This is a genomic window from Pseudomonas sp. NFPP12, assembly GCF_900103205.1.
GTDB classification, from domain to species: domain Bacteria; phylum Pseudomonadota; class Gammaproteobacteria; order Pseudomonadales; family Pseudomonadaceae; genus Aquipseudomonas; species Aquipseudomonas protegens.
Genome location: NZ_FMWW01000002.1, coordinates 457,633 through 477,775 on the forward strand (window position 1 = coordinate 457,633; position 20,143 = coordinate 477,775).

Here is a 20,143-nt window from a genome sequence, read left to right on the forward strand (position 1 = left end):
TTTTTCAGCCTCAAGAGGGCTAAATATACTGCCCGCCCCGTAAAGCCATGCATTTTTCTTATTCCTGGAGTCCTCCCATGAGCAAGCCTCTCGTCATCATCACCGGCGCCAGTTCGGGCATCGGCGAGGCCACCGCCCGCCTGCTGTCGGCGGCCGGCCATCCCCTCCTGCTGCTGGCCCGGCGCGTCGAGCGCCTGCACGCCCTGGAACTGCCCGACAGCCTGAGCCGCGCGGTGGACATCACCGACCGCGCCGCACTGCTGGCCGCCGTGGCGGAGGCCGAAGCGCGGTTCGGCCCGGCGGACGCCCTGATCAACAACGCCGGGGTCATGCTCCTGGGGGAAATCAGCCGGCAGGACCCGCAGCAGTGGGAGCGCATGCTCGACGTCAACGTCAAGGGGCTGCTCAATGGCGTGCACGCCGTGGTGTCCGGGATGATCGAGCGCCGCCAGGGCACCCTGATCAACGTCAGTTCGGTGGCCGGGCGCAAGACCTTTGCCAACCACGTGGCCTATGTCGGCACCAAGTTCGCGGTCCACGGGCTCTCGGAAAACCTGCGCGAAGAGCTGGCGCCGCACAATGTGCGGGTCATCACCATCGCCCCCGGTGCGGTAGAAACCGAACTGCTGAGCCACACCACCGACGAGGCCATCAAGGCCGGTTACCAGGCCTGGAAACAGGACATGGGCGGTACGGTACTGAGTGCAGACGATGTGGCCGGGGCCATTGCCTTTGCCTACCAGCAGCCACAGCAAGTGTGTATCCGCGAGATCGTCCTGGCGGCGACCCGGCAGCAGGCTTGAGCCGGGGCGCGGTTGGCGCCCCGGCGGGTTCGGTCGCAGCCTTCGGCAGCGGCTACTGGGGGAGCTGGGCCAGGCGCTGTTCGAGGAAGCGCCGCTCGGGGGCTTGCCGGACCAGGGCCAGGGCCCGCTGGTAGGACTGGCGCGCCGCGGCGATATGCCCCAGTTGCCGGCAGAAGTCGGCACGAGCGGCATGGGCCAGGTGGTAATCCTGCAAGTCGCCGCGCAGCAGGATCGCTTCCACTTGCGCCAGCCCGGCACCGGGCCCGTCGCGCTGGGCCAGGGCCACGGCACGGTTGAGCTCGATCACCGGCGAAGGCTGCAGGCGCAGCAGCACGTCATACAAACCGACGATCTGCGGCCAGTCGGTCTGTGCTGCACTCGGCGCTTCGGCATGCACCGCGGCAATCGCCGCCTGCAGGCAATAGGGCCCGGCCTGGCCGCTGCGCAGGCCGCGCTCTACCAGGGCACAGCCCTGCTCGATCAAGTCCTGCTGCCACAACCCGCGATCCTGCTCGTCCAGCAGGACCAGCTCGCCGTCGCTGGAAAGGCGCGCGCCACGCCGTGACTCGTGCAACAGCATCAGCGCCAGCAGGCCCATCACCTCTGCTTCCGGCAACAGTTCCAGCAGCAGGTAGCCCAGGCGGATGGCTTCGCGGGTCAGGTCCTCCCGGGTCAGCTCGGCGCCCATGGAAGCCGAATACCCTTCGTTGAACACCAGGTAGATCACCCGCAACACGCTCTCCAGGCGCTCGGGCAGCTCGCTCAACGCCGGCACCTGGTAGGGAATCCGCGCATCGCGGATCTTCGCCTTGGCACGCACGATGCGCTGGGCGATGGTGGCCGGCGTGGCCAGAAAGGCCCGGGCGATTTCCTCGGTGCTCAGGTCGCAGATCTCCCGCAGGGTCAGGGGTACCTGGGCATCCGCCGCCAGCGCCGGGTGGCAGCAGGTGAAGATCAGGCGCAGGCGATCGTCTTGCACGTCCTCGGCGCTCCAGTCGTCCTGTTCCAGTTGCTCGAGCTGGCTGAGCAGCGCCGCCTGTGACGCCGCGAAGCGCGCCCGGCGACGCAGGGCGTCGATGGCCTTGAAGCGGCCGACAGACACCAGCCAGGCCCGCGGGTTGTCCGGCACGCCATCGCTGCGCCAGCGCTCCACCGCCACGAAGAAGGCTTCATGCAGCGCCTCCTCGGCCAGGTCGAAATCCCCCAGCAGGCGGATCAGGGTGGCGAGGATCCGCCGCGACTGCTCGCGGTAGACCTGCGCCACCGTTGCCGCGATGACTTCCCGAGGCTGGTCGCTCATCAGTCCGGCAGGTCCCGGGTGACCAGGGCCACCAGGCGCTCCAGGCTCTGCCCCCAGCCCTCGTGAAAGCCCATGGCCTCATGGGCCTTGCGATCGGCCTCGGTCCAGTGCATGGCGCGGGCAGTGTAGAGGGTCTGGTCGCCCTGCTCCTCGAAGGTCACTTCAGCGGTCATGAACGGCTTGCCCGAGGGGATCCAGCCCGGCAGGTAGGCGTCGGTAAACACCAGCCGCGACGGCGCGGCGATCTCCAGGAACACCCCCATGGTCGGGTACTCGCTGCCGTCCGGGGCGCGCATCAGGGTACGAAACTGGCCACCGACCCACAGGTCCATTTCACACTCCGGAGTGGTCATGCCGTGGGGCCCCCACCATTGCGCCAGCAAGGCCGGCTCGGTCCAGGCGCGAAAGACCTTGTTGCGCGGCGCGTCGATCAGACGGCTGATGGACAGTTCATGCTCGGCGGGCTTGCGGCCCGTGGTCTGGAAAGTCATCGCGAAACTCCTGTTTATCGTTGTTTTCAGGGATTCAATTCACGTACCGGACGCACTTCGACACTGCCGACCCGGGCCGCCGGTATCTGCCCGGCCACCTGGATCGCTTCGTTCAAGTCCTTGGCCTGGATCAGGTAGAAACCGGCCAACTGTTCCTTGGTTTCGGCAAACGGGCCATCGGTGATCGACAGCTTGCCGCCGCGCATGCGCACCGTGGTGGCGGTGTGCACCGATTGCAGCGCCTCGGCGGCAAGCATCCGCCCGCTGCCCTGGACCGACTCGGCATAGGCCAGGCACTCGGCATCCTCGGGGCTATCGGGCAGGCTGTGCAGCAACTGTTCGTCGCTGTAGACCAGGCATAGGTATTTCATGGGCACCTCCGGATTCGGGCTGAGCAACTATGGTCGCTGTTCGCCGCTTTGGCGAACCGCTGGTTGCTCAGGGTTGCAGGTCGAACTGGGTGGTCCCGGTGAGCATGTCGAACGGCGCCGACCAGTGCTCGTGCACCACCAGCCATTGGCCCGCACGGCGCTGGTAGGCGGCACTCACCCGCATCCAGCAGGCCTTGGTCACGCCCTCGGCATCGGTACCACCGCAATGAGCCAGCCAGTGGGCGAAGGCCAGCTCTTCGTCGGCCAGCACCTGCAACTGATGGAACTCGAAAATGCCCGGGCCGGGGCAGACCTGCATGCACGCTTCCCAGTGTTCGCGATAGGCGGCCTTGCCCTTGAATTGCAAGGCACCGACCGCGTCGAAAGAAGTGATGTCGTCGGCGTAGTAGCTGACAATACGCTGGATATCCCGGGCCATCACAGCCTGTTGCCAGTTGTCGATCAGGCTGCGGATCTGCGCTTCGTTGGATGGATTGTGCATGGCGAAACTCCTCATGAATGGAATGAACCGCTGCTGAACACCCCCTGCATCCACGCCGTTGAATGTTCAGTTCACCCTTAGTCGTCTGGCCATTCGCGCAATCGACACTGCGCATAAAAAAATTTACCGGTGGGGCAAAATCGCTAGAATCCGCCCCCTCCCCCCACCGGATCTACGTGCCCGTGACCACTCGCCTGGTGCCTTACGAACAGCTCGACAGCCACCAGCATGCCCGCTTGCTGGAGCTTGAGGTGCTACCCGGACAGAAGGCGTTTAGCGGGGACATTCATGGCGCGCTGTACACCCTCGACAACGCGCCGCGGGGAGCGATCAGGGGCTTTGCCCTGCTCAGCGAGGAGTGGCCGGTGGCCTTCCTGCTGCTCAAGCGCCCGCCCTGCCTGCCGGCCTGGGCCGATGCCGATAGCGCCAGCCTGCACGCCCTGCAAGTGGACCGGCGGCACCAGGGCCGGGGCTTCGGCCAGGCCTGCCTGCAAGCGGTGCCTGAGGCCGCCCGCCAGGCCTGGCCCGAACTCAAGGGCCTGACCCTGGCGGTGGACAGCGACAACCAGCCGGCCCTCAGGCTGTACCGCAAGCTGGGCTGGGTGGAAAACGGCGAAGCCTGCAAGGGCCGGATCGGCTATGAACGGCGGATGGCGCTGGCGTTCTGACCCCGGGCCCGCTGCTGCAAACCCGATATCCGTTCTACAGCGACTGCACCATCTCGTGCCAGGCCATGCCGCCGTGGTCCGACTCCGACGCCTTGATGTAGACAAAACCAAAGCGCTGGTACAGCGGTACATGGCGTTCCTTGCACATCAGGTGGATGCGCGCCTTGCCCAGTTCGCGCATGCGCGCGATGAAGGCTTGCAACAGTTGCCGGGACAGGCCCAGGCCCTGGAAGTCCGGGTGTACCACCACCGACATGATCACCACTTCCGGGCCCGCCGGGTCGTGGCCGATCAGTTCCTTGAAGGCCTCGTCGGCCATCTGCACATCGAAGGTAGCGCCGGAGTTGATGAAGCCGGCCACCACACCCTGCACCTCGGCAACGATGAAACCTTCAGGCCAGGTGGCGATGCGGGTGGCGATCTTGTCCCGGGTCGCGGCCTCGTCGCCTTCGTAGGCCAGGGTCTCGATGGCAAAGCAGCGGTCCAGGTCGGTGGGCAGGACGGTGCGGATCAGCGGAGTCGAAGCGGTCATGGGCGGCAACCTGGGGTCGGAGAAGGGCCGCCGATTCTATCAACAGTGCAGCCTGCGTATGCATTGCATAGGGATCGAAGGGGCCGCCGTAAAGCTTTCATATAAGCCCTGGCAACGCCTGCGCCAAGGGCTTATCTATCAGCTCCCCGACGTCAGGGTGGCCGGCCCGAGCGGGCCGGAACCGCCCCGTCCTGCCCCCAGGAGCTTTCCCATGAGCAATATCCAGATCGGCCTTCTACTGCTGTTCGGCATTGCCGCCTTCGGCTGCATCACCCTGTACATCGACTTTGTCCACGAACGGCGCCGCGGCGAAAAATCCCTGGGCCGGGATCACAGCCCCACCAGGCGGTAACCCACCTGCAACTCGGTGATCAGATGCTGGGGCTGGGCCGGATCGGCCTCCAGCTTCTGCCGCAGATGGGCCATGTGTACCCGCAGGTAATGGGCGCGGTCGACGTAGTCCAGGCCCCAGACTTCCAGCAGCAACTGGCGATGGGTCAGCACCCGGCTCTGGCCACGGATCAGCGCGCAGAGCAGGCGGTACTCGATCGGCGTGAGGTGCACAGGCAGCCCTTCGCGGCGCACCTCATGGGTGGCCAGGTCGACCTCGATGGCACCAAAGGCCACCTTGCTGGTAGCGGCCGCCGTACCGCTCTGGCCATGACGGCGCAGTTGCGCGCGAATCCGCGCCAGCAGTTCCGGCACGCCGAACGGCTTGACCAGGTAGTCGTCGGCGCCGGCATCCAGGGCGGCGACTTTCTCGTCCTCCCTATCCCGGGCCGACAGCACCAGGATCGGCACCGCCAGCCAGCCGCGCAGCTCGCTGATCAACTGCTTGCCGTCGCCGTCCGGCAGGCCCAGGTCGACGATCACCAGGTCCGGCTGGCGGCTGGCGGCATGGATCAGGGCGCGCTTGACGCTGTCGGCCTCGAACACCTGGAAACCTTCGTCCTCCAGGGCGATACCGACGAAACGGCGGATATTGGCTTCGTCCTCGACGATCAGGATGCGTGCGCTGCTCATAGGGTTTCCATGGAAGGCGGCTGACCCGCCGGCAAGTTGATGACAAAACTCAGCCCGGCATCGGCATGAGGCTGGGCCTCGATGCGCCCGCCATGGGCCTCGACGATACGTTTGGCCAGGGCCAGGCCCAGGCCGATGCCGGCCACGGCGGATTCCTGCTGACCGCGACTGAAGGCTTCGAACAGGCTGGCCGGGGAACTGCCCTTCGGGCAGCCCGGGCCGCTGTCGCTGACCTGCAGGATGATCTGCTGGTCGACCTGGCGGGCGCTGATCTGCACCAGGGTCCCGGCCGGGGTGTACTTGGCGGCGTTGTCCAGAAGGTTCACCAGCACCCGCTCCAGCAACAGCGCGTCCACTTCCACCAAGGGCAGCTGCGGCGCCATGGCCACTCGCAATTGATGCCCGGCCAGGGGCTCGCGCAGCTGGCGCAGGGCACTGCCGACAATCTCCTCCAGGGAGTTCCACTGGCGATTCAGGCGCACCCCGCGCTCCTGCATGCGCGCCATGTCCAGCAGGTTCTCGATCAGCCGCTGCATGGACGAAGCCTGATCGTGAATCCCTGCCAGCAGGTGCTTGAGCGGGCCCTGCGCAGCGTGGGGCAAGGCGGCGTCGGCGGCGCCGATGATGGTGGTCAAGGGCGTGCGCAGGTCATGGGAAATGGCCGCCAGCAGGGTGTTGCGCATGCGCTCGCCCTCCATCTGCAGCACAGTGCTCTGGGCTACCTCGACGTAATGCACGCGCTCCAGGGCAATCGCCAGCTGGCTCATGCAGGCCTCCAGCAGGCGCTGTTCTTCCGGCTCCTTGAGGCGCTCGGCATCCTCGGCTTCAAGCACCAGCACGCCACGCACCCGCATCGGCGCCTTGAGCGGCAGATAGCAGCCCTTGGCCGCCGCCAGGGTATCGGTGCCGCGCCCGGCCGGTTGGTCGTGGTCATAGGCCCACTGGGCGATGCTCTCGTCAATGGCCAGGGTATTGGCGCTCAGCGCCCGCACCCGGTTCTCGGCATCCGGCAACGCCAGCCCGACCCGAGCCTCGAACACCCCGCTGAAGGTACGCAGGGCCACGGCGCAGATCTGCTCCTCGGTCAACGCCGCCGACAGCTCACGGGCCAGCCCGGCCAGGGAGGTGGCACGGCGCTCGCCCGCGGCCGCGGTACGTGCTTCATGGCGCAGGCGCGCAGTGAGCTGGCCGGTGATCAGGGCAATCCCCAGCATCAGGGCGAAGGTGAAGAAGTACTGGGTGTCGTTGACCGTGAACGACCACACCGGCTGGACGAAGAAGAAATCGAAGCACAGCACCGCCAGCATCGCCGCCCAGACGCCGGGGCCACGCCCGTAGCGCAGCGCCACCAGGACCACCGTCAGCAGGAACAGCATGACCACGTTGGCCGGGTCGAACACTTTGAGCAGCAGCGCCGCCACCGCGGTGGCGGCAAAGCACGCCAGGCTCGCCCACAGGTAGGCCGGCGCGCGGCTGGGCGGCAGGCCGGCCTCGGGCTTGTCCACTGGCGCAGGGCGCCGGCTCAAGGGCCCATTGGCGATCACGATCTGGTCGATTTCCGGGTGCTGGCGGCTGATGCGGTCGCTCACCGACTGGTGCCAGAACTGCCAGACCTTGCGCGGGTAATGGCCCAGCACCAGGCGATTGGCGTTGTGCTCGCGAGCGCAGGCCACCAGGGCTTCGGCGACATCCATGCCGGGCAAAGTGGCGGTCTCGGCGCCAAACTCGGCGGCCAGGGCCAGGGTCTTCATGGCCGCCGCATAACGGGCGGCGCCGGCGCCACGGCGCTGGGCCGAAGCCACGTGCACCACCATCCAGTCGGCTTCGAGCTTTTGCGCCAGGCGCGCGGCTTCGCGCACCAGGCGCTCGTCCGCCGGGTCGCCGGCGACCCCCACCAGCAAGCGCTCGCGGGCTGGCCACAAGGCATTGATCGAACGCTCGCGGCGATAGTCGCGCATCTGTGCATCGACCCGGTCGGCGGTGCGGCGCAGGGTCAGTTCACGCAGGGCCAGCAGGTTGCCCTTGCGAAAGAAATGCCGTGAAGCGCGTTCGGCCTGGGGCCCGAGGTAGACCTTGCCGTCCTTGAGGCGGCGCAGCAGGTCATCCGGCGGCAGGTCGATCACCAGCACTTCGTGGGCTTCGTCGAACAGGTGGTCGGGCACCGTTTCGCGCACCCGGATGCCGATGATCCCGCTGACGATGTCGTTGAGGCTTTCCAGGTGCTGGACGTTGAGGGTGGTCCAGACATCGATCCCGGCCCGCAGCAGTTCTTCCACGTCCTGCCAGCGCTTGGGATGGCGCGAGCCGGGCACGTTGCTGTGGGCCAGCTCGTCCACCAGCAGCACCGCCGGGTGGCGCGCCAGGGCGGCATCCAGGTCGAACTCCGGCAAGGCGTAGTCGCGGTGCATCAGGCGGTGGCGCTCCAGCACTTGCAGCCCTTGCAGCAGCTCGGCGGTTTCTCGCCGGCCATGGGTTTCCACCACCCCGGCCACCACGTCGCGGCCCTGGGCCACTTCGTTGCGCGCCGCGGTGAGCATGGCGCAGGTCTTGCCGACTCCGGCGTTGGAACCGAAATAGATCCGCAGTTTGCCCCGTTGGGCCGCTTGCTCGTCCTGCTGCAGTTTTTCCAGCAGCGCATCGGGATCGGGGCGACCGTCGCGGGGCGGCATGTCAGCATCGAGAACAGCCATGTGCATCCTTAAATGGACAAGGCGGCACTCGAAAGAGCGCCGCCTTGCAAGTCCCTGTCAGACCAGGCCGAGGCCGGCCAGCAGCATGTCGATCAGCTTGATCCCGGCGAAGGGTACCAGCACCCCGCCCAGGCCGTAGATCAGCAGGTTGCGGTTGAGCAGCGCCGCGGCGCCAATGGCCCGGTACTTCACCCCCTTGAGCGCCAGGGGGATGAGGAACACGATGATCAGCGCGTTGAAGATCACCGCACTGAGAATCGCCGAGTTCGGGCTGTTCAGGTGCATCACGTTCAGCGCCGCCAGTTGCGGGTAAGTGGCGACGAAGGCGGCCGGTACGATAGCAAAATACTTGGCCACGTCGTTGGCCACGCTGAAGGTGGTCAGGGCGCCGCGGGTCATGAGCATCTGCTTGCCCACTTCCACCACTTCGATCAGCTTGGTCGGGTTGCTGTCCAGGTCCACCATGTTGCCGGCTTCCTTGGCCGCCTGGGTGCCGCTGTTCATGGCCACCGCCACGTCGGCCTGGGCCAGGGCCGGGGCGTCGTTGGTACCGTCGCCGGTCATGGCCACCAGCTTGCCCTTGGCCTGGTAGTCGCGGATCAGTTGCAGCTTGTCCTCGGGCCGCGCTTCGGCGAGGAAATCGTCGACCCCGGCTTCCACGGCGATGGCCGCCGCGGTCAGGCGGTTGTCGCCGGTGATCATCACGGTCTTGATGCCCATGCGCCGCAGCTCGGCGAAGCGCTCCTTGATCCCGCCCTTGACCACGTCCTTGAGCTCCACCACGCCCAGGGCCTGGGCGCCTTCACTGACCACCAGCGGGGTACTGCCACGGCGCGAGACTTCATCGACCTTGGCCTGCAAGGCCGGCGGGAAGCTGCCGCCCTGGGCCTCGATATGCCGGCGGATGGCATCGGCCGCGCCCTTGCGGATGCTCCGGCCCTCGGGCAGGTCGACCCCGCTCATGCGGGTCTGAGCGGTGAACTGCACGAAGCTGGCGCCCAGGGCGTGAAGGTCACGCCCACGGATGTCGAACAGTTGCTTGGCCAGCACCACGATGCTCCGGCCTTCCGGGGTCTCGTCCGCCAGGGAAGCCAGTTGCGCGGCTTGCGCCAGTTCGCTGTCCTTGATCCCCGGCGCCGGCAGGAAGGCGCTGGCCTGGCGGTTGCCCAGGGTGATGGTGCCGGTCTTGTCCAGCAGCAGCACGTCCACGTCCCCCGCCGCTTCCACGGCGCGGCCGGAGGTGGCAATGACATTGGCCGACATCATCCGGCTCATGCCCGCCACACCGATGGCCGAGAGCAGGCCACCGATGGTGGTGGGGATCAGGCACACCAGCAGCGCCACCATCACCGTGGCGCTGATCACACTGCCGGTGCCGCTCATGGCCACGGCGAAGATCGAGTACGGGCTCAGGGTCACGATCACCAGCAGGAACAGCAGGGTCAGGCCCACCAGGAGAATGGTCAGGGCCACCTCGTTGGGAGTCTTCTGGCGCTTGGCCGACTCCACCATGGAGATCATGCGGTCCAGGAACGACTCACCGGGGTTGACGCTGATGCGCACCACCAACCAGTCCGACAGCACCCGGGTGCCGCCGGTGACCGAGGAGAAATCGCCCCCGGCCTCGCGGATCACCGGCGCCGATTCACCGGTGATGGCGCTTTCGTCCACCGTGGCCACGCCTTCGATGACCTCGCCGTCCAGGGGCACCAGGTCGCCGGCCTCGATCAGCACCACCATGCCCTTGCGCAGTTCACTGGCGGCCATGGGCAACCAGGCGGCGCCATGCCGGGGCTGTTGCAGCAGCTTGGCCAGGGTCTGGCGCTTCATGCCCTTGAGGCTCGCCGCCTGGGCCCGGCTGCGGCCCTCGGCCAGGGCTTCGGCAAAGTTGGCAAACAGCACGGTGAACCACAGCCACAGGGTGATGCTGAGGATAAAGCCGCTGGGGGCCTCACCCTCGCCGCCCAGGGACTGGAACCACAGCAGGGTGGTGAGAAGGCTGCCCAGGTAGACCACGAACATCACCGGGTTCTTCCACTGCGCCTGGGGCAGCAGTTTCTTCACGGCATCCAGGCACGCGGTGAGCACTAGCCCACGGTCGAACAACGCTATACGAGGGTTGCTACTCATGATCGACGTCTCTTACTCACTGGCCGCAACGGGCGAGGAATGCAGGGGCGCTTGGGCATCCAGCGCCAGGTTGAGTTGCAGCACATTGACCCGGGGCTCGCCCAGCAGGCCGAAGGTGCGGCTTTCGCTGTGCGCCTGCAGCAGCATCAGCACGTCCACGGCGGCCATTTGCCGCTGGCGGGCCACCCGGTTCAGTTGCAGCCGGGCGTTGGCCAGGGAGATGTGCGGGTCCAGGCCGGAGGCCGAGGCGGTCACTGCGTCCACTGGCACCGGCATGTCTGCCGCCAGGCCATTGAGCTGGCGATAGGCGCTGACCCGCGCGGCCACGCTGTCCACCAGCTTCTGGCTGGTGGGGCCCAGGTTGCTGGCGCCACTGGCCCCGGCGTTGTAGGGCTGGGGCACACTCTTGCTCGGGTCCAGCGGATCGCTGCCCAGGGTCATGCTCGGGCGGCCCTGGAAATACTCCGGGCGGTCGAACGCCTGGCCGATCAGCGCCGAGCCCACGACCCGGCCATCACGCTGCACCAGGCTGCCCTGGGCCTGGAACGGAAACAGCAGGTTGGCCAACCCCGTGGTAACCAGCGGATAGGCCAGCCCGGTGAGCAGCATGAAGAACACCGCCGACACCAGCACCGGGCGCAACAGGCCCTTGAACAGCAGCGCGGTGGCGCCCTGGGTTTGCATTTGCGTAGTCATCACAACCCCTTACTTGTAGGTCTGGCCGGCGAGCAACTGCAGTTGCTCCACCAGCGGGCCGAGCGCGAGGGCCGGCAGGAAAGTCAGGCCACCGACCACCAGCACCACGAACACCACCAGCAACATGAACAGCGGCGTGGCGGTGGGAATGGTGCCGGCACCGGCCGGGATGTTCTTTTTCGCCGCCAGGGAACCGGCCACGGCCAGCATCGGCAGCATGGTGAAGAAGCGCCCCATGAGCATCGCCAGGCCAATGGTGGTGTTGAAGAACGGTGTATTGGCGTTCAGGCCGGCAAACGCCGAACCGTTGTTGGCGGTGCCCGAGGCGTAGGCGTAGAGCACCTCGCTGAAGCCATGGGGGCCCAGATTGTTGAGGCTGTTGAGAGTGCCCGGCCACAGTGCCGCCAGGGCGGTGAAACCGAGGATGCAGATCGGGTGCGCGAGCACCGAGAGCATCACCAGCTTGATCTCCCGGGCCTCGATCTTCTTGCCGAGGAACTCAGGGCTGCGACCGATCATCATGCCCACCAGGAACACCGTCAGCAGGGCGTACTGGATCAGGTTGATAAAGCCCACGCCGTCGCCGCCGAACACACAGTTGAGCATCATCTGCGCCAGGGGCACGAAGCCGCCCATGGGGGTCAGCGAGTCGTGCATGGCATTCACCGAACCGGTAGTGGCGCCGGTGGTGGTGGTGACGAACAGCGCGGTGTCGGCAATGCCGAAGCGCAGCTCCTTGCCTTCCATGTTGCCGCCGCTCTGGGTCTCCGACATCTGCTGGTCGGCACCGGCCTGGGTCAGCAGCGGGTTACCGCCCTGCTCCGCGGTGAAGACAATCGCCAGGAAGCCGACGAACATCACCAGGAAAGTGCCGAAGAACACCCAGCCCTGACGCCGACGCAGCAGCATGCTGCCGAAGGCATAGGTCAGGGCCGAAGGGATCAGCAACATGCTGAGGATGTGCAGGACGTTGGTCAGCGGCGTCGGATTCTCGAACGGGTGGGCCGCGTTCATGCTGAAGAAGCCGCCACCGTTGGTGCCGATGTGCTTGATCGACTCGAAACTGGCCACGGCGCCGACGATCAGTTGCTGCTGGGCGCCTTCCAGGGTGGTGGCCAGGGCCTGGGAGTTGAGGGTCTGGGGCATGCCCTGCCAGACATAGACCAGGGCCATGACCAGGCACAACGGCAGCATCACCCGGTACAGGGTGCGGGTGAAGTCGACCCAGTAGTTGCCCAGGTCCGCCGAGCTGGAACGGCTCAGCCCACGAATGAAACCGGCTGCCGCCACCACGCCGGCGGTGGCGCCGACGAACATCAGGAAGGTGATCACTGCCATCTGGCTGAAGTTCGACAGGCTGCTTTCACCTGAGTACGCCTGCCAGTTGGTGTTGGTGATAAAGGACGCGGCGGTGTTGAACGCCAGGTCCGGGGTCTGCGCCGCCAGCCCCAGGGGGTTGAGCGGTGTGCTGCCTTGCAGGCGCAGCAGCAGGTAGCCCAGCAGCATCATCGCCGCATTGGACAGCAGCAGGGCCGAGCCATAGCGGGCCCAGCCCATGGTTTCAGCCGGGTCGATCCCCAGCAGGCGGTAGGTGGCACGCTCCGCCAAGGCGTGGCCACGGCCGCTGAAGACCCGGGCCAGCCATTGGCCCATCAGCGCGGCCAGCCCGGTCATCAGGCCGAGGATCACCGCGTATTCCAGCACAGTACTCAACATGTCGATGCTCCGTTCAAATCTTGCCCATGGCGACGATGACCAGGGCCGTCAACACAAAGAACCCCAGGGTCAGGCCCACGAAGATCAGGTCGAACATGGCTGGTTTCCTTTCTGGTAGATGCCCGGACGGGCGAATGAAAGTGGGTGGCAGTTGCTGCGTGCGGTCATCAGAATTTCTCGGCACGGATCAGCGCATAACCCAGGTAGGCAAACAGCAGCACGGCGCACAAACCACTGGCGCCGTAGATGAATGGCAGTGTCAGCAAGGCAGCTCTCCCCTTAATGCTCAAAGGCGGTGCCGGGAGCGCAAAGCGCAACCCGGGCACGGCCGGTCAGGGCACCCGCGACGGGCGCCGGCAGGGAGTCGGGAACGCCTCGTCCACCGCTCTCCTCTGCGCCACGCAGGTTAGGTGAGGGCGCATCAAGGTCGGGCACTGATTGCCGGGGGCGGCATTAAGACGGCGTAAAGATTGCGGCGGTGCGGGGCTGGAGAATCGGGGACGGGCCAGCGCCCCCGAGGGGGTCATTCACTTTTCAGGGGCAGCCAGATTTCCAGTACCCCGGTGCCGGCCTGGGGGTTGAAGTCGGCGCTGTAGCGCTCGAATTCCGGGGCATCGGCGGCCTCTCGACCCGACTGGGGCAGCCAGGTGTTCCAGATGTAGTCGAAGGTCCGGGGCAAGTCCTGCAAGGCGCCGCCATGCTCGAACACCGCATAGTGCTGCGGCTGCACCTCGATCCAGCGATAGCGCTCGGGCAGATCGTCGAGCTTGCTGATCTCGACCCCGGCGATGTACTCGAAGCCGCCCTGGCCGTCGGGGTTGCAGCAGATGCCATAGGTCTTGCGGTCGACCTGCCCCGGCACCTTGCCGATGTGCGGCACAAAGCGCTGCCACAGCAGGCCGATGTCCTGGCGAGTGGCAGGAGTGAATCGTTCGCCGAGGCCGGCGATCAGCAAAAAACGCTCCCTTTCGAAGCGCGGTTCTGGGCCTCTGCCCTGTTCTTGCTCATCCATGAATGCCACTCCTGCCGCAGAAAAGATGGGTTCGGCACGAAGTATAGAAGCCAATAGCCAAGGCCAGGATCAGAGCGCCGGAAGGTCTGCCGCGCCCGTACCAAGGATGAACTCCTGGTAGCCGGATAGAATCACGTACACCGCGAAATAGCAGAAGATCGCCGCAGATGCCAGGTAGGAATAGCGCAACAGCTTGTCCCCCAGCAGCTTGCCGCCCTGGGTCGCGGCCAGGCACAGGCCCAGGGTCCAGACCAGCCCGGCACAGAAAAAGCCGGCCAGGAACAATCCCGAATCGGCAATCCCACCGCCCCCGGATCGGGCAATCAGGGTGCCGCCCACGGCAGCGAACCAGAGGATCGCACTGGGGGACGACATGGCCAGGAAGATCCCGCGGAAAAACTCCCGGCGCGGCGAACCCTGGTCCGCCTCCCCGGCGGTGGCCAGCACCGCGCTGTGATGGAGGGCGGCGTAGATCATCTTCGCCGCGAAGTACACCAGCAGGGCCGAACCGCCGATCCACAGCACCCAGCGCACGCTTTGGTATTGCAGCAGCACGGTCATCCCGGCCAGGGCCAGCAGCGCATAGATCAGGTCGCCGACACAGGTCCCCAGGCCCAGGCAGAAGCCCTGGAAATAACCCCGTTGCATGGCCAGGGTAATCATCGCGATATTGGCCACGCCGATGTCCAGGCACAGCGAAAGGCTCAACAAGAAGCCGCTGGTAAACTCCATCATTCATCCCGTTTGCTGCTGTTGTTCGAAGAGGGGCGAGGTGCGAGGAGCCCGGAAAAGCCGGGCCGGCTTAGGCAGCTCACAGCCCTTGCAGGCAAGAAGCGTGCACGTTATAGCGGCAAATCCTGCCCCCTCGCAAATCCGCACGGGCGCACCAAAAATAATTTTCCGCGCCTCTGGACAAGCCGGCGGCGGCGCCCGTATCGTCTGCCCCGCAGGCCACCGCAGTGGCCAACGTCGCTCGGACGGTTCCGGGCGCTTACGTCTTTTCGAGGCAACAATGGCCGAACAAGGTTCGCCGCGCCGCTTTGCGCGCATCGATCGTCTTCCCCCCTATGTTTTCAATATCACTGCCGAGCTGAAGATGGCTGCGCGTCGGCGCGGCGAAGACATCATCGACTTGAGCATGGGTAACCCCGACGGCCCTACCCCGCCGCATATCGTCGAGAAACTGGTCACCGTCGCCCAGCGCGAAGACACCCACGGCTACTCCACCTCCAAGGGCATTCCGCGGCTGCGTCGGGCGATTTCCCGCTGGTACAAGGACCGCTACGAGGTCGATATCGACCCGGAAAGCGAAGCCATCGTCACCATCGGATCCAAGGAAGGCCTGGCGCACCTGATGCTGGCCACCCTGGACCAGGGCGACACGGTGCTGGTGCCCAACCCCAGCTACCCGATCCACATCTACGGCGCGGTCATCGCCGGCGCCCAGGTGCGCTCGGTGCCGCTGGTGCCCGGGGTGGATTTCTTCGCCGAGCTGGAGCGGGCCATCCGCGGTTCGATCCCCAAGCCGAAGATGATGATCCTCGGCTTCCCGTCCAACCCCACCGCACAGTGCGTGGAGCTGGACTTCTTCGAACGGGTGATCGCCCTGGCCAAGCAGTACGACGTGCTGGTGATCCATGACCTGGCCTACGCCGACATCGTCTACGACGGCTGGAAAGCCCCGTCGATCATGCAGGTGCCGGGCGCCAAGGACATCGCGGTGGAGTTCTTCACCCTGTCCAAGAGCTACAACATGGCCGGCTGGCGCATCGGCTTCATGGTGGGCAACCCGGAACTGGTCAGCGCCCTGGCGCGGATCAAGAGCTACCACGACTACGGCACCTTCACCCCGTTGCAGGTGGCGGCGATTGCCGCCCTGGAAGGTGACCAGCAATGCGTGCGCGACATTGCCGAACAGTACCGGCAGCGGCGCAACGTGCTGGTCAAGGGCCTGCACGAACTGGGCTGGATGGTGGAGAACCCCAAGGCCTCGATGTACGTCTGGGCCAAGATTCCCGAGGCCTACGCGCACCTGGGCTCCCTGGAGTTCGCCAAGAAGCTGCTGGCCGAGGCCAAGGTCTGTGTCTCGCCGGGGGTGGGTTTTGGTGAATACGGCGACGATCACGTGCGCTTCGCCCTGATCGAAAACCAGGACCGGATTCGCCAGGCAGTGCGCGGCATCCGCGGCATGTTCCGCGCCGACGGGCTGGTGCAGAAAAGCTGAGATGCTTTCAGCCACAAAAAAACCGCAGCGATGCGGTTTTTTTGTACTCGCGTTTCACCGACAACCTGCTCCCTGTAGGAGCCGGCTTGCCGGCGAAGCCGTTTAAACCACCAACGACAGCAGCAGGATAAAGATCAGGCCCACCACCGAAAGGATGGTTTCCATCGCCGTCCAAGTCTTGAACGTCTCGGCCACGGTCATGTTGAAGTATTGCTTGACCAGCCAGAACCCGGCGTCGTTGACGTGGGACAGGATCAGCGAACCGGCGCCGGTGGCCAGCACCAACAGCTCGCGGTTGACCCCGGGAATCATCCCTACCACCGGCACCACGATGCCGGCACCGGTGATGGTGGCCACGGTGGCCGAACCGGTGGCGATACGGATCACCGCCGCCACCAGCCACGCCAGGAGGATCGGCGAGATCTGCGCATTGACCGCCATATGGCCGATCACGTCACCCACGCCGCTGGTCACCAGCATCTGCTTGAAGCCGCCACCGGCACCGATGATCAGGATGATCGCCGCGGTCGGCGCCAGGCTGGCATCCAACAGTTTGAGAATCTGCTTGGAACCGATGCCCTGCTTGTAGCCGAAGGTGTACAGCGACAGCAGCAGCGCCAGCAGCAAGGCGGTGATCGGGTGGCCGATCATGTCCATCCAGATGCGGAAGAAGTGTCCGTCCGGCAGCGCCACGTCGGCGAAGGTCTTGAGCAGCATCAGGAACACCGGCAGCAGCACGGTCACCAGGGTGACGCTGAAGCTGGGCAACTGGGCGGCCTGGGGCTCGCGGGCCAGTTGGTCCACCAGTTCCTGGGACGGATTGCCGGGAATGTACTTGGCAATGAAAGTGCCGTAGATCGGCCCGGCGATGATCGCCGTGGGCAGCGCCACGATCAGCCCATACAGGATGGTCTTGCCGATGTCGGCGCCGAACACGCCGATGGCCAGCAGCGGCCCCGGGTGCGGGGGCACCAGGCCGTGCACCGCCGACAGGCCGGCCAGCAGCGGAATGCCGATCTTGATCAGCGACACCCCGGTACGCCGCGCAACGATGAACACCAGCGGAATCAGCAGCACGAAGCCGATCTCGAAGAACAGCGGGATGCCCACCAGGAAGGCGGCGAACATCATCGCCCACTGCACCCGCTCCTTGCCGAACGAACGGATCAGGGTCTGGGCGATCTGATCGGCGCCACCGGACTCGGCCATCATCTTGCCGAGCATGGTACCCAGGGCCAGGATGATGCCGACAAAACCGAGCACGCCACCAAAGCCGTCCTGGAACGCCTTGATGATCTTGTCCACCGGCATGCCCGACGTCAGGCCGAGGAAACCCGCGGCGATGATCAGAGCGATGAAGGGGTGCAGCTTGAATCGGGTGATCAACACGATCAGCCCGATGATAGTGACCACTGCATCAACCAGCAGATAGGTCTCTTGGGACATGCCAAACATGGGATTGCCTCCGGTTTGTTGTTTTTATTAAAGCGTTAAAAACAAGGGCCGAGTGGGGTAGCGCTACCTTTTTCGAGCCAGCACTTAATGTGAAGGTTCCAGGCCATGCTCCAGCCACCATTGGTTGGCCAGTTCGGCCAGGCGCTGGACGCTCAGGGTGCTGGCATCCAGGGCCAGGGTGAGCGGCTCCCCCACCGGGGATTCGAGAGTGGCGAACTGACTGTCGATCAGGGTCGAAGGCATGAAATGCCCTGGCCGGTGCGCCACACGGTCGGCGGCGACTGCCGGAGTCAGTTCGAGAAAGACAAAGCCCAGGCCGGGCGTGGCGGCGCGCAGGCGCTCGCGGTACTTGCGCTTGAGCGCCGAGCAGGTCAGTACCGGGTGCTGGCCGGCGGCCAGGGCACGACGCAACTCATCGCACAGGCTGTCGAGCCAGCCGGCACGGTCTTCGTCGTCGAGGGGAATGCCGGCACTCATCTTGGCGATGTTCGCCGCCGGGTGGAAGGTATCGCCTTCAATGGCCATGGCGCCGCTGCGCTGGCACAGGGCCTGACTGACACTGGACTTGCCGCAGCCGGCAACACCCATGATGACCAGGGCGGTGATGGGTTGACTCATGAAACACCTCAGCGCGCAGACAGCGCTACCTTCGCAAATAGAAAATCTAGTACAAAAACAGTGTCTGCCGACGCCTTCTTGTCATTTTTGTGGGTTGCCGCGTATATAGTCCGCCAAACCAAAGAGCGAGGGTCAGGCACACCTCGCTCACGCATTGCAGCTGTTTCAGGACAGCGCTACCTTAGAGACTTGAATTTTGTTTGGCAAGCCGTCTGATGACCACTCATAAAAACGATAAAAACACCCGTACCACGGGCCGTCCCACCCTCAATGAAGTCGCCCGCCTGGCCGGAGTCAGCCCGATTACCGCCTCCCGGGCCCTGCGCGGCGTCAGCAGCGTGGCCACCGAACTGGTGGAAAAGGTGCAGAAGGCCGCGCAGGAACTGAACTACGTGGTCAACTCCGCCGCCCGCGCCCTGGCTTCGGCGCAGAGCCAGTCGGTGGTGGTGCTGGTGCCGTCGCTGTCCAACCTGCTGTTCATCGAAACCCTGGAAGCCATCCACCAGGTACTGCGCCCCAAAGGCTTCGAAGTGCTGATCGGCAACTGCCACTATTCTCGGGACGAAGAAGAAAACCTGCTGCGCAACTACATGACCTACCAGCCCCGGGGGCTGCTGCTGACCGGTTTCGACCGCACCGAAAGCGCCCGACGGATGATCGAGGCGAACAACATTCCCTGCGTCTACATGATGGACCTGGACTCCGGCGCCGGGCTCAACTGCGTGGGCTTCTCGCAATTGAACGCCGGCGAAACGGCGGCCCAGCACCTGATTTCCCGCGGGCGCAAGCACCTGGCCTACGTCGGTGCGCAACTGGACCAGCGCACCCTGCTGCGCGGCGAAGGTTTCCGCCGTGCCCTGCAGCAGGCCGGGCTGTACAACCCCGACCTGGAACTGCTGACCCCACGGCCCTCGTCCGTCGGCCTGGGGGCCGAGCTGTTCCTGCAACTGATGCAGAGCCAGCCCCAGGTGGACGCGATCTTCTTCGGCAACGACGACCTGGCCCAGGGCGCGCTGCTGGAAGCCATGCGCTGCGGGATCAAGGTGCCCGAGCAGGTGGCGGTGCTGGGCTTCAACGACCTGCCCTCCTCCGAACACATGGTGCCGCGCCTGAGCAGCATCAGCACTCCGCGCGAAGCCATTGGCCGCCGCGCCGCCGAACAGATGCTGACCCTGCTGGCCGGCAACAGCGTGGCCGAGCCGGTGGTGGACATGGGCTTTGAACTGCGGGTTCGGGAAAGCACCTGAAACGCCTCAGGGCCTGACGCTCAGGACACTGAGCAACAGGCCGAAGCCCACCAGCACCGCGCCGAACAACTGATCGATCCGGCGTTTGTAGGCCAGTAGCCGGCCGGCAATCGCCGGTGCCGAGAAAAACAGCGCCACCAGCACGAACCACAGTACGTGGGCCAGGACGATGATCGCGCCGTAGCCGATCTGCACCGGCAAGGCCGTGCCCGGCTGAATCACCTGCATGAACAGACTGAGAACGAAAATCATCGTCTTGGGGTTCAGGGCATTGGTCAGAAAGCCACTGCGCAAGGCGCCCCAGGTCGACATCCGAGCCCCCTCTGCCGGTTCTTCCCCCGGACGTTGCTCAGGGCTGCGCAACAGCTTGATGCCCAGGTAGATCAGGTACAGCGCACCCGCGATCTTCAAGCCGGTAAACCACAGCAGCGACTGCTGCAACAGCACCCCCACTCCCAGCAAGCTGTAGCCGATATGCACCATGACCCCGAGCCCGATGCCTAGGGCCGTGAACACGCCGTGGCGGCGCGAAAGCAGCAGGCTGTTGCGGGTTACCAGGGCAAAGTCGGCCCCGGGGCTGAGTACAGCAAGAATGGTAATGGTGATTACGAGTAACAGTTCGGTCACGTTGAATACGCCTAGGCTATAGAATCAGGCGCTACTGT

Annotated in this window: 22 protein-coding genes; 5 read left to right on the forward strand and 17 right to left on the reverse strand. The window is 65.4% G+C overall.

Annotated features, from left to right (window positions below; genetic code table 11):
- Positions 1–77: 77 nt before the first annotated feature.
- Positions 78–803: an SDR family oxidoreductase gene (locus tag BLS75_RS09690; protein WP_011062816.1), complete on the forward strand. Its 726-nt coding sequence runs from the start codon at positions 78–80 to the stop codon at positions 801–803.
- A 52-nt stretch (positions 804–855) separates the two neighbouring features.
- Here the strand turns inward: BLS75_RS09690 and BLS75_RS09695 are convergent, their stop codons facing one another.
- The 4 genes from BLS75_RS09695 to BLS75_RS09710 form a co-directional block, all read right to left on the reverse strand.
- Positions 856–2,103 (reverse strand): RNA polymerase sigma factor, encoded by a 1,248-nt coding sequence (locus BLS75_RS09695; protein ID WP_011062817.1) that lies wholly within the window; start codon positions 2,101–2,103, stop codon positions 856–858.
- Positions 2,103–2,594: an SRPBCC family protein gene (locus tag BLS75_RS09700; protein WP_072450737.1), complete on the reverse strand. Its 492-nt coding sequence runs from the start codon at positions 2,592–2,594 to the stop codon at positions 2,103–2,105. The genes BLS75_RS09695 and BLS75_RS09700 overlap by 1 nt, the downstream gene beginning before the upstream one ends.
- Positions 2,595–2,620: 26 nt before the next feature.
- Entirely contained in the window at positions 2,621–2,965 is a 345-nt protein-coding gene (locus BLS75_RS09705) for a YciI family protein (RefSeq protein ID WP_011062819.1), read from the reverse strand.
- Between the two features lie 67 nt (positions 2,966–3,032).
- Complete coding sequence (locus BLS75_RS09710; RefSeq protein WP_072442730.1) at positions 3,033–3,467, reverse strand: YybH family protein; 435 nt, start codon at positions 3,465–3,467, stop codon at positions 3,033–3,035.
- A 182-nt stretch (positions 3,468–3,649) separates the two neighbouring features.
- On the opposite strand from BLS75_RS09710, the gene BLS75_RS09715 reads away from it, so the two are divergent.
- A complete protein-coding gene (locus tag BLS75_RS09715) occupies positions 3,650–4,135 on the forward strand; it encodes a GNAT family N-acetyltransferase (protein ID WP_011062821.1) in 486 nt (161 codons plus the stop codon).
- 34 nt (positions 4,136–4,169) lie between these two features.
- Here BLS75_RS09715 and BLS75_RS09720 read toward each other — a convergent pair whose 3' ends face one another.
- Positions 4,170–4,667: a GNAT family N-acetyltransferase gene (locus tag BLS75_RS09720; RefSeq protein WP_072450738.1), complete on the reverse strand. Its 498-nt coding sequence runs from the start codon at positions 4,665–4,667 to the stop codon at positions 4,170–4,172.
- Positions 4,668–4,878: 211 nt separating this feature from the next.
- On the opposite strand from BLS75_RS09720, the gene BLS75_RS32380 reads away from it, so the two are divergent.
- A complete protein-coding gene (locus tag BLS75_RS32380) occupies positions 4,879–5,019 on the forward strand; it encodes a hypothetical protein (RefSeq protein WP_015636715.1) in 141 nt (46 codons plus the stop codon).
- Here BLS75_RS32380 and BLS75_RS09725 read toward each other — a convergent pair.
- The 9 genes from BLS75_RS09725 to BLS75_RS09760 form a co-directional block, all read right to left on the reverse strand.
- Positions 4,998–5,690, reverse strand: coding sequence for a response regulator (locus tag BLS75_RS09725; RefSeq protein WP_011062823.1), 693 nt, complete (start codon positions 5,688–5,690; stop codon positions 4,998–5,000). The genes BLS75_RS32380 and BLS75_RS09725 overlap by 22 nt on opposite strands.
- Positions 5,687–8,359, reverse strand: a complete 2,673-nt coding sequence (locus tag BLS75_RS09730) for a DUF4118 domain-containing protein (RefSeq protein ID WP_072450739.1) — start codon at positions 8,357–8,359, stop codon at positions 5,687–5,689. Before BLS75_RS09730 ends, BLS75_RS09725 begins: the two co-directional genes overlap by 4 nt.
- A gap of 78 nt (positions 8,360–8,437) precedes the next feature.
- Positions 8,438–10,510, reverse strand: a complete 2,073-nt coding sequence (kdpB, locus tag BLS75_RS09735; RefSeq protein ID WP_072450740.1) for a potassium-transporting ATPase subunit KdpB — start codon at positions 10,508–10,510, stop codon at positions 8,438–8,440.
- Positions 10,511–10,522: 12 nt separating this feature from the next.
- Entirely contained in the window at positions 10,523–11,206 is a 684-nt protein-coding gene (gene kdpC, locus BLS75_RS09740) for a potassium-transporting ATPase subunit KdpC (protein ID WP_015636717.1), read from the reverse strand.
- 9 nt (positions 11,207–11,215) lie between these two features.
- The gene (gene kdpA / locus BLS75_RS09745; RefSeq protein ID WP_072450741.1) at positions 11,216–12,922 is read right to left on the reverse strand and encodes a potassium-transporting ATPase subunit KdpA; all 1,707 of its coding nucleotides are present in this window, start codon (positions 12,920–12,922) and stop codon (positions 11,216–11,218) included.
- 13 nt (positions 12,923–12,935) lie between these two features.
- A complete protein-coding gene (locus tag BLS75_RS32385; protein ID WP_011062828.1) occupies positions 12,936–13,106 on the reverse strand; it encodes a hypothetical protein in 171 nt (56 codons plus the stop codon).
- Positions 13,090–13,188 (reverse strand): K(+)-transporting ATPase subunit F, encoded by a 99-nt coding sequence (kdpF, locus tag BLS75_RS09750; protein ID WP_019093583.1) that lies wholly within the window; start codon positions 13,186–13,188, stop codon positions 13,090–13,092. Before kdpF ends, BLS75_RS32385 begins: the two co-directional genes overlap by 17 nt.
- A gap of 257 nt (positions 13,189–13,445) precedes the next feature.
- Complete coding sequence (locus BLS75_RS09755; protein ID WP_011062830.1) at positions 13,446–13,934, reverse strand: GyrI-like domain-containing protein; 489 nt, start codon at positions 13,932–13,934, stop codon at positions 13,446–13,448.
- Between the two features lie 69 nt (positions 13,935–14,003).
- Positions 14,004–14,666 (reverse strand): LysE family translocator, encoded by a 663-nt coding sequence (locus tag BLS75_RS09760; RefSeq protein ID WP_011062831.1) that lies wholly within the window; start codon positions 14,664–14,666, stop codon positions 14,004–14,006.
- A gap of 280 nt (positions 14,667–14,946) precedes the next feature.
- Here BLS75_RS09760 and alaC point away from each other — a divergent pair, with 280 nt between their 5' ends.
- Positions 14,947–16,158 (forward strand): alanine transaminase, encoded by a 1,212-nt coding sequence (alaC, locus tag BLS75_RS09765; RefSeq protein ID WP_053153377.1) that lies wholly within the window; start codon positions 14,947–14,949, stop codon positions 16,156–16,158.
- Between the two features lie 102 nt (positions 16,159–16,260).
- Here alaC and BLS75_RS09770 read toward each other — a convergent pair whose 3' ends face one another.
- Both BLS75_RS09770 and BLS75_RS09775 read right to left on the reverse strand, forming a co-directional pair.
- Positions 16,261–17,613, reverse strand: a complete 1,353-nt coding sequence (locus tag BLS75_RS09770; RefSeq protein WP_011062833.1) for a GntP family permease — start codon at positions 17,611–17,613, stop codon at positions 16,261–16,263.
- Positions 17,614–17,697: 84 nt separating this feature from the next.
- Positions 17,698–18,231, reverse strand: a complete 534-nt coding sequence (locus BLS75_RS09775) for a gluconokinase (RefSeq protein WP_011062834.1) — start codon at positions 18,229–18,231, stop codon at positions 17,698–17,700.
- Positions 18,232–18,446: 215 nt separating this feature from the next.
- Here BLS75_RS09775 and BLS75_RS09780 point away from each other — a divergent pair, with 215 nt between their 5' ends.
- On the forward strand, positions 18,447–19,478 hold the full coding sequence (locus BLS75_RS09780; RefSeq protein ID WP_011062835.1) for an HTH-type transcriptional regulator GntR: 1,032 nt from the start codon (positions 18,447–18,449) through the stop codon (positions 19,476–19,478).
- Positions 19,479–19,484: 6 nt separating this feature from the next.
- Here BLS75_RS09780 and BLS75_RS09785 read toward each other — a convergent pair whose 3' ends face one another.
- On the reverse strand, positions 19,485–20,105 hold the full coding sequence (locus BLS75_RS09785; RefSeq protein ID WP_011062836.1) for a LysE family transporter: 621 nt from the start codon (positions 20,103–20,105) through the stop codon (positions 19,485–19,487).
- Positions 20,106–20,143: the final 38 nt, after the last annotated feature.